Origin of the sequence: Nocardia sp. NPDC057227 (assembly GCF_042669725.1) — a bacterium.
GTDB lineage: Bacteria > Actinomycetota > Actinomycetes > Mycobacteriales > Mycobacteriaceae > Nocardia > Nocardia asteroides_A.
In genome coordinates this window covers 30695-46766 of record NZ_JBHUXA010000031.1, presented here as the reverse complement: position 1 = coordinate 46766, position 16072 = coordinate 30695, and the positions used below count along the sequence as shown (strand labels likewise).

Below are 16072 nucleotides of genomic sequence, written 5' to 3'. Positions count from 1 at the left end.
ATCGTTCCGCCGGTCGAGTTTCCGCCGCGGTTGTGCGCGGCGAGCGGCGGCACCGGCGGCTTGTCCGGAAGCGGTCGCGGCGTCGCCGCCGGCCGGCCCCGGAGCCGGCGGTGCACGCGGGCAGCGGGTGTGGTGTCGGGGGCTGGTGCTTGGATGGGTGGATGCTGCACGCTCTGTGGTCGCCCGGCGCGGGCCTGCTGCTGTGGCGTGACGAGCGGCCCGGCGCCGAGCCGCCGGAGCCGCTCGGCGGGCTCCTCGCCCGCGCCCGCTTCCGGCACCGCGCCGAGGCGCTGCACCCGACCGGCGCCGTCGCCGAGGTCTCCGCGCACGCGCTGGCACCGGCGGCCGCCGCCGAGGTGCTGCGGCAGCGGCTCCCCCCCGAGACCGCCGCGGGCGACCTGCGCTTCCTGGCGCACGTGGCGCACGGCATCGAGCGCTGGGTGCGCGCGGGCCGGGTGGTGCCGCAGCTGCGCCGCGCCGACGGGCAGTGGTGGGCCCGCTGGGAACTCGTCGGCGGCGCCAGGCAGCGCGCCTGGAGCGCCGAACTCGCCGCGCTCATGCCGCCCGCCCTGCGCGTGCCGGGCAGGCCGACCGCGGTCCTGGAGGACCTCCTCGCCGAGCTCACCGACCCGATCGCCCGCTCCCTGCTCGGCGGCGCCCCGCGCTCGGCACACCCGCTGATCGCGGGGCTGCGCGACGACGAACCGGTCGAGCCCGGCGGCTACCGCCCCGCCGAGGTGCTGGAGCGCTGGCGCGCAGGCCTGGAGACCGAGGAGTACGAGCTGGTCCTCCGCCTCGGCGAACCCGACGGCGACGGCGGCGAATTCACCCTCTGGCGCCTCGAGGTCTGCATTCGCGCCGCCGACGAGGCACCGGAGCCCGTCGCCCTGCACGGCGACCCGGTGCGGCTGCGCACCGGCATGACGAAGCTGGAGCAGGCCAGAGCCGCCTACCCCCGGCTGCGCGACCTGCCCGGCGACGACACCACCCTCGACCTGCTGCTGCCCACCGAGGTCGTTGCCGACCTGGTCGAACACGGCGCCGCCGCGCTGCACGCCGCAGGCATCCGGCTGCTGCTGCCCCGCCCGTGGACCGTCACCGCCCCCACGCTGAAACTGCGGGTGAGCAGCCCGCCCGCCGCGGAGAGCGCCGTCGGACTGCCCGGCATCCTCTCCTACCGCTGGGAACTCGCGCTCGGCGACACCGAGCTCACCGAGGCCGAGATGCGCGGGCTGATCACCGCCGAATCGGATCTGGTCCGGCTGCGCGGGGAATGGGTGCAGGCGGATCGCACGGCGCTCAGCGCGGCCGCGCGGTACGTGGCCGCGCAGCGCGGCGACGAGGCGACGCTGGCCGCGCTCTTCGCCGAACTCGCCCGCGAGCGGGTCGACGGGGTGCCGATCACCGAGGTCACCGCCACCGGCTGGGCCGCCGAGCTCTTCGACCGGCACACCGAGACCGTCGAGGTGCCCGACCCGCCCGGGTTCGGCGCCACCCTGCGCCCGTACCAGCGCCGCGGCCTGGCCTGGCTGGCCACCATGAGCAGGCTCGGGCTCGGCGCGATCCTCGCCGACGACATGGGGCTCGGCAAGACCGTGCAGGTGCTGGCGCTGCTGCTGCACGAGCGCGCCGCCGCGCCGACACTGCTGGTCTGCCCCATGTCGGTGGTCGGCAACTGGCAGCGCGAGACCGCGCGGTTCGCGCCCGAGTTGCGGGTGCTGGTGCACCACGGCCCCGCGCGGCTCTCCGGCGCCGCGCTCGCGACCGCGGCGGCCGGGGCCGACCTGGTGATCACCACCTACGCCCTGCTCGCCCGCGACGTCGCCGATCTCGCCGAATGCCGCTGGGAGCGACTGGTTCTGGACGAGGCGCAGCACGTGAAGAACGCCGCGACCAGGCAGGCGCGCGCCGCCCGCGCGGTGCCGGCCCGGCACCGGCTCGCGCTCACCGGCACCCCCATGGAGAACCGGCTGGAGGAGCTGCGCGCGCTGCTCGACGTCGTCGTGCCCGGGCTGCTCGGCAGCGCCCAGGCGTTCCGGTCCCGGTTCGCGGTGCCGATCGAGCGCGAGGCCGATCAGAACGCGGTCACCCGGTTGCGTGCCATCACCGGCCCCTTCGTGCTGCGCCGGGTGAAGACCGACCCCACCGTCATCGACGACCTCCCGAAGAAGCTGGAGATGACGGTCCGCGCCAACCTCACCGCCGAGCAGGCCGCGCTCTACCAGGCGGTCCTGGACGACATGGTGGAGAAGCTGCGCTCCGCGGAGGGTATGGCACGGCGCGGCGCCGTGCTGGCCGCGCTCACCCGGCTGGCCCAGGTCTGCAACCATCCCGCGCACTTCCTCGGCGACGGCTCGCCGGTGCTGCGCCGGGGGCAGCACCGCTCCGGGAAGCTGGCGCTGCTGGAGGACATCGTGGACGGCGTGCTCGGGGACGGCGAGAAGGCGCTGCTCTTCACCCGGTTCCGCGAGTTCGGCGAGCTGGTGGTGCCGTTCCTGGCCGAGCGGTTCGGCACCCAGGTGCCGTTCCTGCACGGCGGGGTCGCGCGCGGGGCGCGGGACGCCATGGTCGAGCGGTTCCAGAGCGCGGACGGGCCGCCGCTCATGGTGCTCTCGCTGGCCGCGGGCGGCACCGGGCTCAATCTCACCGCCGCGAACCACGTGGTGCACATGGACCGCTGGTGGAATCCCGCGGTGGAGAACCAGGCCACCGACCGGGCCTACCGGATCGGCCAGCGCCGCGCGGTCCAGGTGCGCAAGCTGGTCTGCGTCGACACGCTGGAGGAGCGGATCGACGAGATGATCGCGCACAAGCGCAAACTCGCGGATCTCACCGTCGGGGTCGGCGAGAACTGGGTCACCGAACTCGGCACCGACGAACTCCGCGACCTCTTCGCCCTCGGCGCCGAGGCGGTGGGGGAGTGAGCCCCGCTCCCCGCCGCAGGGTTTGCGGGGTGCCGCCTGGAGCGCGGAGGCGTACTCGATGAGCGGGCGCCGCGGCGGCACAGTGCGAGCCGCCCCGCGCTGGGGGCGGGCGCTGCTGGCCGGCATCGACCGCGTGGGTGAGACCGGCAGACTGGCGCGGGGGCGGGCGGTTGTCCGCGGTGGACAAGTATTGAGCTGGCGGGCGGAGCCGGGGGTGGTGGTCGGGGAGGTGCAGGGCAGCCAGCCGCGGCCGTTCACCGCGGCGCTGGTGGTGCGCCGCATGCGCCCGGAGGAGCTGGAGCTGCTGGTCGAGGAGATCCGCGCGAGCCCGGGCACGCTCGCCGAGGTGGTCGCCGGCCTTCCGCCCGCGAGCCTGGAGCCCCTGCTCCTCCCGGACACCGCCGCCGACCTCGACTTCGACTGCACCTGCCCGGATTCCGCCCGCCCGTGCAAACACGTCGCCGCCATCTGCCACGTCTTCGCGGACCGCCTGGACGAGCACCCGCGCGACCTGCTCACCGTGCGCGGCGTCGACCCGGAGGCCCTGATCGGCGCGGTCGAGCGGGAAAGCGACACCGCCGACCCGGCCGACCCCTACGGCGAGGCACTGGAACTCCCCGCGCTCCCGCGCCCTGCTCCGCGCCCGGCCCTGGACGATCTGGACCCGGTCCTGCTCCGCCAGGCCCTGCGCAGCACCGCACCGGACGAGGCGATCGCCGCCATGGGCTGGAAGGATCTGGCCGCGCTGTACCGCGCGCTGGAGGAGTGATGAACACCCGGCGCCGGGGCCGAAGACACACCGGGGCTCGTGGGCGGGGCCATCGGGTGTCGAGTGGGGGCCGGAACTTCCCGGCGTCGGGTGCCGTTCTCCAGTGTGATCCGGCCGACGGTCAGCCGGAAGGTAGCGGCGCTGCCCGCCCACTGCCCTACACCCGCCTCAGGCGGCGGCGTCGAACCGGTAGTCGCCCAGATCGAAGTGCCCGGCCCGCCACGCCGCCTCCAGCGTGGTCGACGGCCGCAGCGGCACGTCGCCGTGTTTGTCGAAGTAGTAGCTGTTCGCCGTCGCGCAGCTCTCCTGCCAGAACACCTGACCGCCGCGGCGCGAGAGCATCTCCCGGAAGTACCTGTCGTTGGCCGCCTCGGTGATCTCCACCCGGCTGGCGCCGCGCTCCCGCGCGTGCTCGAGGCAGCGCAGGATGTGCTTCGTCTGGTTCTCGATCAGGGTGAAGTACGAGGCGCCGTTGTACCCGTACGGCCCGATCACGCAGAAGAAGTTGGGGAAGCCGGGGATGCTCACGCCCTCGTACGCCTGCAGCCGGTTCTCGTCCCACCACTGCTCCAGGTCGCGCCCGCCGACCCCGCGCAGGTCGAAGGTCGGCATGCTGCCCGCCTCCATCACCCGGAACCCGGTGGCCAGGATCAGCACGTCCACCTCGTGCTCGACCCCGGAGGCGGTCCGCACCCCGGTCGGCGTGACGGCGGCGATCGGGTCGGTCTCCAGCGCGACGTTCGCCCGGTTGAACGTGCTCAGGTAGTTGTTGGAGAAGCTGGGCCGCTTGCAGCCGAGCGCGTAGCGCGGGGTGAGCTTCGCACGCAGCTCGGGGTCGCGCACCGAGCGGCGCAGGTGCGCGTGGCCGATCCGCTCCGCGGCCGCCGCGGTGGGCAGCGTGGTGTAGTAGTGCGCGGCCACCGGGAAGGTGAGCTCCACGTAGGTCTGGCTGGCCAGCCGGGTGAGCAGTTTGCCGCCTGGCAGTTTCAGCGCCAGCCGCAGCGGGCCTGGCAGCGGCGCGTCCGGCCGGGGCAGGCACCAGATCGGGGTGCGCTGGAAGACGGTGAGCTGCTCCACCTCCGGCGCCACGGCCGGGATGATCTGCACCGCCGAGGCCCCGGTGCCGATGATCGCCACCCGCTTGCCGCGCAGCTCCTGCTCGTGATCCCAGCGCGCGGTGTGCATGGTGATCCCGGCGAACTCGTCGATGCCGGGGATCTCCGGCGGCTTCGGCCTGGTCAGCGCGCCGGTGGCGCCGACGAGGAAGCGGGCGGTGAGCTCCGCGCCGTCGCCGGTGTGCAGCCGCCAGCGGTGCGCGCCCTCGTCGAACTCGGCCCGCTCGATGGTGGTGCCGAAGCGGATGTGCCCGCGCAGCTCGTACTTGTCGACACAGGACTCGGCGTACGCCTTCAGCTCCCGGCCCGGCGCGTACACCCGGGACCACTCGTCCCGCTGCTCGAAGGAGAACTGGTAGCTGAAGGACGGGATGTCCACCGCGACACCGGGGTAGGTGTTCCAGTGCCAGGTGCCGCCGACGCCGTCCGCCTCGTCGACGATCAGGAAGTCGTCGAACCCGGCCCGGCGCAGCTGGATTCCGGCGCCGATTCCGGAGAAGCCGGCGCCGACCACGATGATCTCGTGGTCGGCCGCGCTCATCGGACCAGCCGGTTCATCAGCCCGGCGGCGCGGGTGTACGCGGTCGGGGCGAGCCGTTTGGTCGACCAGGCCAGCTTCGCCTCGACCTGCGGCACCACGTACAGCTCGCCGCCGTCGACCGCGTCCAGCGTGGTCGTGGCGATCGACTCCGGCGGCCGCCCGGTCCAGCGCAGCAGCGGCCCGCCGACCTTCTCGGCGAAGCCGTCCAGCGGCGCCTCCGGGGTGAGGATATTGGTCTTGACCGCGGTCGGGCAGAGCACCGTGACGCTCACGCCGCTGCCGGAGAGCTCGGCCGCCAGCGTCTCCGACAGCGCGAGCACCCCCGCCTTGCTGACGTTGTACGCCGACATCCGGGGCGCCGTGCCGAAGGCCGCCGCCGAGGCGACGTTGACGATCGCGCCGCGCCCGGCCGCGCGCAGGCGAGGGGCGAAGACGTGGCAGCCGTAGATCACGCCCCAGAGGTTCACATCCAGGGTGCGCTTCCAGTCCGCCAGGCTCACCTCGCCGATCAGCGGGCCGCCCTGGCCGATACCGGCGTTGTTGATCACCAGCGTCGGGGGGCCGCCGAAGAACTCGTCGGCGATCCCGGCCAGCAACGCCACCTCGTCGGCGGATCGCACGTCGCACCGGGTCTCCAGCGCCTTGCCGCCGGCCTGCACGACCAGGTCGACGGTCTCCGCGGCGCGCTCCTGATCGATGTCGGCGACGAGCACCCGCCCGCCGCGCCTGCCGATCTCGACGGCGAAGGCCCGGCCGATGCCGCTGCCCGCACCGGTGACCACCGCGTCGGCGTTCGCGGTCCGCCGGGGGCCGCCGAAGGGATTGAGCCGCATGCACACTCCTCGGGAGTCGTGGGAGGGGCCCAAACTGGTGTCAGGTGACCCCATTGTCCGCACCTGCCACCAATAACACGCGGCCGGTGATACTTTGTCAACCGTGGCCGTACCTGTTCCCGCGCGCACCTGGGGTGGCCGCACGGCGGCCGAGCGCAGCGCCGAGCGGCGTGGCCGGCTGATCGATGCGGCGCTCGCGCTGTGGGCGGAGAGCGGCTGGGCCGCGGTGACCATGCGTCAGGTCTGTACCCGCACCGGGCTGAACGATCGCTATTTCTACGAGCACTTCGCCGACCGCGACGAGCTGCTCGGCGCGGCCTGGGACGACGTCTGCGCCGAGGTCTTCGCGCACTTGGCGAGCGCGGTGACGGCGGAGCAGCCGCCGCTGGAGATCCTGCGCGAAGCGGTGCGGCGCGCAGTGGGCTTCCAAGTCGACGACCAGAGCAGGGCCCGCATCCTGCTCGCCGACCACGCGGGCAGCGCCGTGCTCGAGCAGCGCCGCAAGCGAATGATCGGCGACGCCACCGACCTCATGATCGAGCTCTCCCGCCCCTACCTGCGCCCCGGCGTCGACGAGACCGACTTCCGGATCAGCACGCTGATCGGCATCGGCGGCTTCGTCGAGCTGCTCACCGCCTGGCGCACCGGCACCATCGAGATCGACGCCGACCGGATCGCCGAGCACATCCACCAGGTGGGCGCGGTGCTCGGCGCCCGCTTCCTCCCGGTGCCCTGAGGCTCAGCCCTCGATCCGGTAGAACCGGCGCGCGTTCGTCCCGAACACCGCGCGCAGCTGCTCCGCGCCGTACCCGGATTCGGCAAGGACCAGCGCGACCGCCTCGGCGCTACCCGGGATCGTCGTGATCGGCTTGTCCACCGGGAAGTTGGAGCCCCAGATCAGCCGCTCCGCGCCGAAGACGCTGTGCGCGTGCGTGAGCAGCGGGCCGAACCGGTCCACCAGCGCATCCACCGGCGTCGTGGTGCCGCGCTTCGGGACCGGGTGGCCGAGCACCGGCATGCCGAGCCCGCTCACCTTGGCCACGACGCTCGGGTGCGCGGCGAGCGCGGCGGTGTCGTCGCGCCAGCGCAGCAGCAGATCGCGGCGGGCGTTGGCGTCCGCGCCGGTGCGGCTGCCGAGTCTCCCGAAGAGTCCCGCCGGGGTGCCCAGATGGTTCAGCACGATCGGCACCTCGGGGTACCGCTGCGCCAGCGCGGTGACCTGCGGGATCTGGTGCGAGTAGACCCACGCCTCGAAGCTCAGCCCGCGCTTCGCCAACTCGGCGAAGCCGTCGAGGAAGGCCGGGTTCTCCAGCGCGTCCGGGGCCGGGGTGAAGGAGCGGACGTCGGGGTCCGGGTGGTTGGCGACCATGGTGCGGATGCCGCGCAGCACCGGCGAGGCCGAGCCGTGCGCGTCGAGCAGGTCGGCGAAGGCGGGGGCGGCGGGGTCGGCCGAGGCGATCAGCGCGGCCAGGGCCGGGGTGTCGACGCCGAACGGCAGGCTCTGCACCCAGCGGGTCTCGTCCGCCTTGCCGAGCGGGGCGCTCGCGTGCCAGTCCACCTCGATGTGCACGATGCCTGCCACCGGGAGCGGGCCCGCGTCGGCGCGGTAGTCGGCGGGCAGGTACGGCTTGGTGTAGGCGGTCGGGTCGCCGACGAACTCGCGATCCCGCTTCTTCGCCACCCGCACCGCGAGATCGATCGGCACCGGCAGGTACTTGAAGAGCTTGGCCAGCGAGCTGAAGTCGCGCGGGGTGCCGAGCGGGTCCCACTGGTGGATGTGCGCGTCCAGGACGCGGAAATCGCCGAGCTCGGTACCGGCCAGCCGCATCCTGATCTCCTGTCGTCGCGGTGCGGAGCGATTGTCACACGGGCCCGGCCGCCGACCGGGCTGTTTCGCCTGGTGTGCCGAACGCGGACAGGAACGTGCGCACGGCGGCCGTCGCGATGGTGTCGAGCTCGGCCGCGGGCACCTCCCGCCTTCCCATTCGGGAGCGGGATTCCAGTGGCCCGGTGAGCAGCGCGATGAGCTGCTCGGCGGCGATGTCGGGGTCCGGGGTGCGCAGCCGTCCGGCGAGCGTGAGCCGGGCCAGCCGATCGGCCAGCGCGGCGCGCAGCCGCAGCGCGGTGGCCTCCTGGATCTCGTCGAGCAGGTCGGGGAAGGCGGTGCTCTCGGCGAGGGCCAGTTTGCGTAGCGCGCGGGAGCGCTCGTCCGAGCAGGCGGCGAGCAGCAGCGCGGCCGTCTCGGCCAGCGCGGCGGGTACGTCGGCGGCGTCGCGCAGCGGCTCCACCGCCGCGGCACACAGCGCGGTGACCTCTTCGGCGGCGGCCCGGAGCGCGCTGTGGAAGAGCGTCGCCTTGTCCGAGAGGTGGTTGTAGACCGTCGGTTTCGCGACCCCGGCGGCGCTCGCGATCTCCTGCACGCAGGCCTGGTCGTAGCCGCGGAGGGCGAAGACCGAGAAGGCCGCGTCGAGGATCGCCCGCCGCTTGTCGATTCGCCCCCTGGTCACCGTCATCCGGCCATCGTACTTTCGTGTCCACCCTTGTGGACTGACTGGGTAGTTCTCTAGATTGAACTCATCGGTTCAAAAAGGAGGACTTCCATGATCGTGCACACCCTGCGGTTCAGCTTCCGGCCGGAGACCACCGACGAGCAGCGGGAGCGGGTGCTCGAGCTCATGCGCCGCACCGCCTCGGTGGAGTCGGTCTCGTTCGGCACGGTCGGGCAAGGTCTCGGCGATGCCGACGGATATACGCACGGCTACGTCGTCGGGATCGCGGATCTGGCCGCGCTGGAGCGGTATCTGCACGATCCCGTGCACCTGGCGGGCGATCCGGAGATCGTGCCGCACTTCGCCCGGCTCGCGGTCGGCCCCGACGTCAGCGACGACCCGGATCCCGCGCTGCAGGCGAAGATCGAGGCGCTGAGCGCGGCCAAGATCGCGAAGTACCCGGAGTGGGGCGCGCTGATGGGAACCATTCCGGAGGTGCGTATCTACTGACCCGCGTCGAGCCCGGTTTCGGCTCGGCTCGAGCACAACCCGCGACTTCCGCGCCCAAAATCGCTGCAATGGCAACGACGACCGCGATCCCCGGACCCCCGCGAGGTGTGCACCGTGCCGACCCGAACCCGCACCGGCGAACTTCCCGCCCTCGGCGTGGCCGACCCGGCCGGCCTGATCGACCCGCGCGGCACCCGCTTCGCCTTCCGCCCCGAGCCCGAGCAGCCGCGCCCGCAGTTCGCCGGAGCGCCGCTGTTCGGGCTGGAGTGGCTGGCGCTCGGCGGACTCGGCTGAGCCGGCCCGCCGGCGGAAGGCTCCGCGCGGCGAGCCGTGCCTGCCCCCTGGTCGGGGCATGCCGAACCCGTGCCCCATCCCGCAGAATGCGGGCATGTCCTGGCAGATGCACCTCCTGGCCGGCGTGGTCCGGCTCACCCGGCACCGCCGCTACGCCACCGCCGCCAACGCCCGCGCCTACCTCGCCGAACCCAAGCGCCCGGCGCGACCGCCGGCCCGGCTCCGGGAGCGGCTGAGCACCCGTGAGGTCGATGGCTTCCCGGTGCACACCGTCGAGCCGGAAACCGTGAAAGGTCCGGGCAGCACCGTCTACCTGCACGGCGGCGGTTACGTCGGCGCCATCGCCACCCAGCACTGGGACCTGGTGGCCGATATCGCCACCGCCACCGGCCGCCCGGTGCACGTCCCCCGCTACGGCCTCGCCCCGCAGCACACCGCCCGCGACGCGCACGCCCTGCTCGCAACGCTGCTCGCCGAACTCGGGGGCCCGATCCACTTGGCGGGCGATTCGGCGGGCGCGGGCCTCGCCCTCGCGGCCGCCCTGAACGCCGCACCCACCGGCCTCACCCTGGTCGCCCCCTGGCTCGACATCGCGCTCACCAACCCGGAGATCCCGGCCCTCGAACGCCGCGACCCGTGGCTCTCCGCGGCCGGCCTGAAACTCTGCGGCGAGGTGTGGCGCGGCGACCTGGCCCCGGACGACCCGCTGGTCAGCCCACTCTTCGGCGACCTGACCCAGCTCCCGCCGATCGACCTGTACATCGGCGGCCGCGACATCGGGCTCGCCGACTGCCGCCTGCTGCGCGACCGCGCCCCGGCCGTCACGCTGCACGAGGAGCCGGACGCCATCCACGACTACCCGCTGCTTCCGTTCGCGCCGGAATCCCGCGCCGCCCGCCGCACCTTGCTCACCAAGATCGGCGCCAGCTTCGGCCGAATCGGAGGATAATCGTGCCGTGGGTCACATTCGGTGACCTACCGGTAATTACTTGGACGTCCAACTATAGGATGCCCGTAGAACTCCCCGAGAGAACAGGACGAACATGGTTCGCGAACTCACTCACTTCGTCGGAGGCCAGCACGTCGCCGGTACCTCCGGCAACTTCGCCGACGTCTTCGATCCGAACCTGGGGCAGGTGCAGGCCAGGGTTCCGCTGGCCAGCAAGTCCGAGGTCGAGGCGGTCATCGCCAATGCAGAGGCGGCGCAGGCGGCCTGGGCGGCCACCAACCCGCAGCGCCGCGCGCGCGTGCTGATGAAGTTCCTCACCCTGGTGCAGGACGAGATCGAGAGCCTGGCCGCGCTGCTCAGCTCCGAGCACGGCAAGACCATCCCGGACGCCAAGGGCGACATCCAGCGCGGCCTCGAGGTGATCGAGTTCGCCGTCGGCATCCCGCACCTGCTCAAGGGCGAGTACACCGACAGCGCGGGCACCGGCATCGACGTCTACTCCATGCGCCAGCCGCTCGGCGTCGTCGCCGGCATCACGCCGTTCAACTTCCCGGCCATGATCCCGCTGTGGAAGGCGGGCCCGGCGATCGCCTGCGGCAACGCCTTCGTGCTCAAGCCCTCCGAGCGCGACCCCTCGGTGCCGCTGCGCCTCGCCGAGCTGTTCCTGGAGGCCGGGCTGCCGCCGGGCATCTTCAACGTGGTCAACGGCGACAAGACGGCCGTCGACACACTGCTGCACGACCCGCGGATCAAGGCGGTCGGCTTCGTCGGCTCCACCCCGATCGCGCAGTACATCTACGAGACCGCGACCGCCAACGGCAAGCGCGCGCAGTGCTTCGGCGGCGCCAAGAACCACGCGATCATCCTGCCCGACGCCGACCTCGACGATGTCGCCGATCAGCTGATCGGCGCGGGCTACGGCTCCGCGGGCGAGCGCTGCATGGCCATCTCGGTGGCGGTGCCGGTCGGCGAGGAGACCGCGGAACGCCTGCTGGAGAAGCTCACCGAGCGGGTGCACAAGCTCAATGTCGGCAGGTCCGACGATCCGGGCGCCGACTACGGGCCGCTGGTCGGCAAGGACGGCGTCGACCGGGTGAAGAAGTACATCGACATCGGCATCGAGGAGGGCGCCGAGCTGGTGGTCGACGGCCGCGGGCTGGTCGTCGACGGCGCCGAGGACGGCTACTTCGTCGGCGCGACGCTCTTCGACAAGGTGACCTCCGAGATGCGCATCTACAAGGAGGAGATCTTCGGCCCGGTCCTCACCGTCGTCCGCGCCAAGGACTACGAGGAGGGGCTGCGCCTCGCCAACGAGCACGAGTACGGCAACGGCGTCGCCATCTTCACCCGCGACGGCGACACCGCCCGCGACTTCGCCTCCCGGGTGCAGGTCGGCATGGTCGGTATCAACGTGCCGATCCCGGTGCCGATCGCCTACTACACCTTCGGCGGCTGGAAGCGCTCCGGCTTCGGCGACCTGAACCAGCACGGCCCGGACTCGATCCGCTTCTACACCAAGACCAAGACCGTCACCCAGCGCTGGCCCTCCGGCCTCAAGGAGAGCAACGCGTTCGTGATTCCGACAATGGAATGACGATCTTCGACCTGGACGAGGACGAGCGCGCGATCCGGGACACGGCTCGCGAGTTCGCCGACGAATTCCTCGCGCCGAACGCGCTGGACTGGGACGAGCGCAAGCACTTCCCGGTCGACATCCTGCGCAAGGCCGGGCCGCTCGGGCTCGGCGGCATCTACGTGCGGGAGGAGGTGGGCGGCTCGGGGCTGCGCAGGCTGGACGCGGTGCGGATCTTCGAGCAGCTCGCCACCGGCTGTCCCGCCATCGCCGCGTACATCTCCATCCACAACATGGCGACCTGGATGGTGGACCGCTACGGCAACCCCGAGCAGCACGAACGCTGGCTGCCCGGGCTGACCTCGATGCAGCTGCTGGCCAGCTATGCCCTGACCGAGCCCGGTGTCGGCTCGGACGCGGCGGCGCTGAGCACCAAGGCCGTGCGCGACGGCGACGACTACGTCTTCAACGGCGCCAAGCAGTTCATCTCCGGCGCGGGCGCCACCGACGTCTACGTGGTGATGGCCCGCACCGGCGCCCCCGGCGCGGGCGGCATCTCGGCCTTCATCGTGCCGGGCGACACGCCAGGCATCTCCTTCGGCGCCAACGAGAAGAAGATGGGCTGGAACGCCCAGCCCACCAGGCAGGTCATCTTCGACAACGCCAGGGTGCCCGCCGCCAATCTGCTCGGCAACGAGGGCGACGGCTTCCGGATCGCGATGAACGGGCTGAACGGCGGGCGGATCAATATCGCCGCCTGCTCGGTCGGCGGGGCCCAGGCCGCGCTCGACAAGACCGTGCCCTACCTGGCCGAGCGCCAGGCATTCGGCAAGGCGCTGCTCAAGAACCAGGCGCTGCAGTTCGACCTCGCCGACATGCGCACCGACCTGGAGGCCGCCCGCACCCTGCTCTGGCGGGCCGCGGCCGCACTGGACGCGGACGCCCCCGACAAGGTGGAGTTGTGCGCGATGGCGAAGCGATTCGCCACCGATGCCGGGTTCGAGGTTGCGAACAAGGCGCTGCAGCTGCACGGTGGCTACGGCTACCTGGCCGAGTACGGAGTCGAGAAGATCGTGCGCGACCTGCGCGTGCACCAGATTCTCGAGGGCACCAACGAGATCATGCGGGTGGTCGTCGCCCGCGCGGTGGTAGGAGCGGCATGAGCGAAGGCTGGGCCGCTCGTGCCGGGAAGGGCGGAGCATGAGCGGAACGACCGATCCGGAGGTCCTGATCGAGCAGCGGGACGGCCTCGGGCTGATCACGCTGAACCGGCCCAAGGCCATCAACGCGCTGAACCATGAGATGGCGCTCGCCATCACGGACGCGCTGCGGGCCTGGGCCACCGACGACGCGGTGCGCACCGTCGTCGTCACCGGCGCGGGGGAGCGCGGGCTCTGCGCCGGCGGCGACATCGTCGCCATCCACCGCGATGCGCGGGAGCTGGGCGGCGCCACCGGCGCGGCGGCTGCGGACTCGGCCACCGGGAAGTTCTGGCGCGACGAGTACATCCTCAACGCGCTGATCGGCCGCTACCCCAAGCCGTACGTCGTGGTCATGGACGGCATCGTGATGGGCGGCGGCGTCGGGCTCTCCGGCCACGGCAGCCACCGCATCGTCACCGAGCGCTCCAAGATCGGCATGCCCGAGGTCGGGATCGGCTTCATCCCCGACGTCGGCGGCACGTATCTGCTCAGCCGCGCACCCGGTGAGATCGGCGCGCACGTCGCGCTCACCACCGCCCGGATGACCGCGGGCGACGCCATCGCCACCGGCTTCGCCGACTACTACGTGCCATCGGAGCAGATCCCGGCCCTGCTGGACACCCTGCGCACCGAGAGCGCCGACGACGCCATCGCCAAGCACGCGGCGGCGGCACCGGAATCGGCGCTGGCCGGACAGCGCTCCTGGATCGACGCCGCCTACAGCGCGGACACCGTCGAGGAGATCGTCGCCCGGCTGGAGTCGAACGATGCGCCGGAGGCGAAGGCCGCCGCGGCGGACATCCTCGGCAAGTCGCCAGTGGCGCTCAAGGTCACGCTGCGCTCCCTGCGGCACGCGCGCGAGCTCTCCACCCTGGAGGCGGTGCTGAACGAGGAGTACCGCGTCTCCATCGCCTCGCTCGCCTCGCACGACCTGGTCGAGGGCATCCGGGCGCAGGTCGTCGACAAGGACCGCAACCCGCAATGGCAGCCCGCCACCCTGGCCGAGGTCACCGACGGGCTGGTGGGGGAGTACTTCGCCGAGCTCGGCGATCGGGAGCTCGGGCTCACCACATCGGAGGACGAACAGTGAAGATCGGATTCCTCGGTCTCGGCCACATGGGTGCGCCGATGGCCGCCAACCTGGTGAAGGCAGGGCACGACGTGCTCGCCTTCGATCCGGTGCCCGCCGCCCAGGAGCAGGCCCGCACCGACGGCGCCACCGTGGTGCCGACCGCCGTCGAGGCGGTGGCCGGGCGCGAGGTGGTGATCACCATGCTGCCCAACGGCAAGCTGGTGCTCGACGTCTACGGCGACATCCTGCCCGCCGCCGAGCCGGACACTCTCTTCATCGACTGCTCCACCATCGACGTCGCGGACGCCAAGACCGCGGCCGAGCGCGCGGTGGCGGCCGGGCACCGAGCGCTGGACGCCCCGGTCTCCGGTGGCGTCGCCGGCGCCGCAGCGGGCACGCTGACCTTCATGGTCGGCGGCGCGGAGGCCGACTTCGCGGCCGGGCTCCCGGTCCTCGAGGTCATGGGCGGCAAAGTGGTGCACTGCGGCGGCGCGGGCGTCGGCCAGGCCGCCAAGATCTGCAACAACATGCTGCTCGGGGTCTCCATGGTCGCGCTCTCCGAGGCGCTCGTCCTCGGCGAGAAGCTGGGGCTGAGCCACCAGTCCTTCTACGACGTGGTCTCCACCGCGTCCGGCCAGAGCTGGTCGCTCACCACCTACTGTCCGGTGCCGGGCCCGGTGCCGACCAGCCCCGCGAACAACGACTACAAGCCCGGCTTCGCCACCGCGCTCATGACCAAGGATCTCGGCCTGGCCGCGAACGCGCTGCAGGCCAACGGGGTCGACGGGCAGCTCGGGGCCCTGGCCGCGGAGATCTACACCCGCTTCAACCAGACCGATGCGGCGCGGGACTTCTCGGCTATCGTCACCGATATCCGTGACCGCTCGAACCAGGAGGCCTCCGAGTGACCGATTTCGAGACGATCCTGCTGGAGCGCAAGGGCACCGCGGAGACCGGTGTCGTCGGCTGGATCACGCTGAATCGGCCCAAGGCGCTGAACGCGCTGAACGCGCAGGTGCTGGACGACATCCTCGCCGCGCTGGACGAGCTGGAGCGCGACGACGAGGTCGGCGCCATCGTGATCACCGGGTCGGAGAAGGCCTTCGCGGCGGGTGCCGACATCAAGGAGATGCAGCCCAAGTCGTACATGGACATGTTCCTGGACGACTACTTCGCCAAGTGGGAGCGGCTCGCGCAGTTCCGCAAGCCGACCATCGCCGCGGTCGCCGGGTACGCGCTCGGTGGCGGCTGCGAGCTCGCCATGATCTGCGACATCCTGCTCGCCGCCGACACCGCCAAGTTCGGGCAGCCGGAGATCAAGCTCGGCGTCATCCCCGGCATCGGCGGGTCGCAGCGGTTGACCAGGGCCATCGGTAAGGCCAAGGCGATGGATCTGGTGCTCACCGGGCGCAATATGGGTGCCGAGGAGGCCGAGCGGGCCGGGCTGGTCGCCCGGGTTGTTCCGGCTGCCGAGTTGCTCGATACCGCGCTGGAGGCTGCGCAGACGATCGCGTCCATGTCGCTGCCGGTCGCCATGATCGCCAAGGAGTCGGTGAATCGGTCGTTCGAGACGACGCTGGCCGAGGGGCTGCGCTTCGAGCGGCGGGTGTTCCATTCGCTGTTCGCGCTGGAGGATCAGAAAGAGGGCATGAGTGCCTTCGCCGAGAAGCGGAAGCCGAAGTTCGTGAACCGCTGAGCTTTTCGCTTCGCGTGCCCCGGTCCGGGTTCGGACCGGGGCACGTCGCTTTTCGCGGTGCCGTGGCCCGCGCCTGGCGGGGTTCGAGCCAGGTGTTGCGGCCGG

General features: G+C 72.1%; 15 protein-coding genes. 11 read left to right on the top strand and 4 right to left on the bottom strand.

What is annotated here, in order from left to right:
- The first annotated feature begins 161 nt into the window (after positions 1-161).
- Positions 162-2924: a DEAD/DEAH box helicase gene (locus tag ACFUJ1_RS30250; protein ID WP_378650721.1), complete on the top strand. Its 2763-nt coding sequence runs from the start codon at positions 162-164 to the stop codon at positions 2922-2924.
- Between the two features lie 58 nt (positions 2925-2982).
- Complete coding sequence (locus ACFUJ1_RS30245; protein ID WP_378650720.1) at positions 2983-3693, top strand: SWIM zinc finger family protein; 711 nt, start codon at positions 2983-2985, stop codon at positions 3691-3693.
- A 168-nt stretch (positions 3694-3861) separates the two neighbouring features.
- On the opposite strand, the gene ACFUJ1_RS30240 is transcribed toward ACFUJ1_RS30245, so the two are convergent.
- Entirely contained in the window at positions 3862-5349 is a 1488-nt protein-coding gene (locus tag ACFUJ1_RS30240) for a flavin-containing monooxygenase (RefSeq protein ID WP_378650719.1), read from the bottom strand.
- Entirely contained in the window at positions 5346-6182 is an 837-nt protein-coding gene (locus tag ACFUJ1_RS30235; RefSeq protein ID WP_378650718.1) for an SDR family NAD(P)-dependent oxidoreductase, read from the bottom strand. The genes ACFUJ1_RS30240 and ACFUJ1_RS30235 overlap by 4 nt, the downstream gene beginning before the upstream one ends.
- A gap of 103 nt (positions 6183-6285) precedes the next feature.
- On the opposite strand from ACFUJ1_RS30235, the gene ACFUJ1_RS30230 reads away from it, so the two are divergent.
- Positions 6286-6918 (top strand): TetR/AcrR family transcriptional regulator, encoded by a 633-nt coding sequence (locus ACFUJ1_RS30230; protein ID WP_378650717.1) that lies wholly within the window; start codon positions 6286-6288, stop codon positions 6916-6918.
- 3 nt (positions 6919-6921) lie between these two features.
- Here the strand turns inward: ACFUJ1_RS30230 and ACFUJ1_RS30225 are convergent, their stop codons facing one another.
- Positions 6922-8010, bottom strand: coding sequence for an amidohydrolase family protein (locus ACFUJ1_RS30225; protein ID WP_378650716.1), 1089 nt, complete (start codon positions 8008-8010; stop codon positions 6922-6924).
- Positions 8011-8044: 34 nt separating this feature from the next.
- Positions 8045-8695, bottom strand: a complete 651-nt coding sequence (locus ACFUJ1_RS30220; RefSeq protein WP_378650715.1) for a TetR/AcrR family transcriptional regulator — start codon at positions 8693-8695, stop codon at positions 8045-8047.
- A gap of 87 nt (positions 8696-8782) precedes the next feature.
- Between ACFUJ1_RS30220 and ACFUJ1_RS30215 the strand changes: the two genes are divergently transcribed.
- The 8 genes from ACFUJ1_RS30215 (at position 8783) to ACFUJ1_RS30180 (ending at position 15967) form a co-directional block, all read left to right on the top strand.
- Entirely contained in the window at positions 8783-9181 is a 399-nt protein-coding gene (locus ACFUJ1_RS30215) for a Dabb family protein (protein WP_378650714.1), read from the top strand.
- A gap of 114 nt (positions 9182-9295) precedes the next feature.
- Positions 9296-9475, top strand: coding sequence for a hypothetical protein (locus ACFUJ1_RS30210; RefSeq protein ID WP_233016256.1), 180 nt, complete (start codon positions 9296-9298; stop codon positions 9473-9475).
- A gap of 94 nt (positions 9476-9569) precedes the next feature.
- The gene (locus tag ACFUJ1_RS30205; RefSeq protein ID WP_378650713.1) at positions 9570-10424 is read left to right on the top strand and encodes an alpha/beta hydrolase fold domain-containing protein; all 855 of its coding nucleotides are present in this window, start codon (positions 9570-9572) and stop codon (positions 10422-10424) included.
- A gap of 94 nt (positions 10425-10518) precedes the next feature.
- Positions 10519-12018, top strand: coding sequence for a CoA-acylating methylmalonate-semialdehyde dehydrogenase (locus ACFUJ1_RS30200; protein ID WP_378650712.1), 1500 nt, complete (start codon positions 10519-10521; stop codon positions 12016-12018).
- 2 nt (positions 12019-12020) lie between these two features.
- Positions 12021-13160, top strand: a complete 1140-nt coding sequence (locus ACFUJ1_RS30195; protein WP_378614583.1) for an acyl-CoA dehydrogenase family protein — start codon at positions 12021-12023, stop codon at positions 13158-13160.
- Between the two features lie 37 nt (positions 13161-13197).
- The gene (locus ACFUJ1_RS30190; protein ID WP_378650711.1) at positions 13198-14289 is read left to right on the top strand and encodes an enoyl-CoA hydratase/isomerase family protein; all 1092 of its coding nucleotides are present in this window, start codon (positions 13198-13200) and stop codon (positions 14287-14289) included.
- Positions 14286-15179: a 3-hydroxyisobutyrate dehydrogenase gene (gene mmsB, locus ACFUJ1_RS30185; protein WP_378650710.1), complete on the top strand. Its 894-nt coding sequence runs from the start codon at positions 14286-14288 to the stop codon at positions 15177-15179. Before ACFUJ1_RS30190 ends, mmsB begins: the two co-directional genes overlap by 4 nt.
- Complete coding sequence (locus ACFUJ1_RS30180) at positions 15176-15967, top strand: enoyl-CoA hydratase (protein ID WP_378650709.1); 792 nt, start codon at positions 15176-15178, stop codon at positions 15965-15967. Before mmsB ends, ACFUJ1_RS30180 begins: the two co-directional genes overlap by 4 nt.
- Positions 15968-16072: the final 105 nt, after the last annotated feature.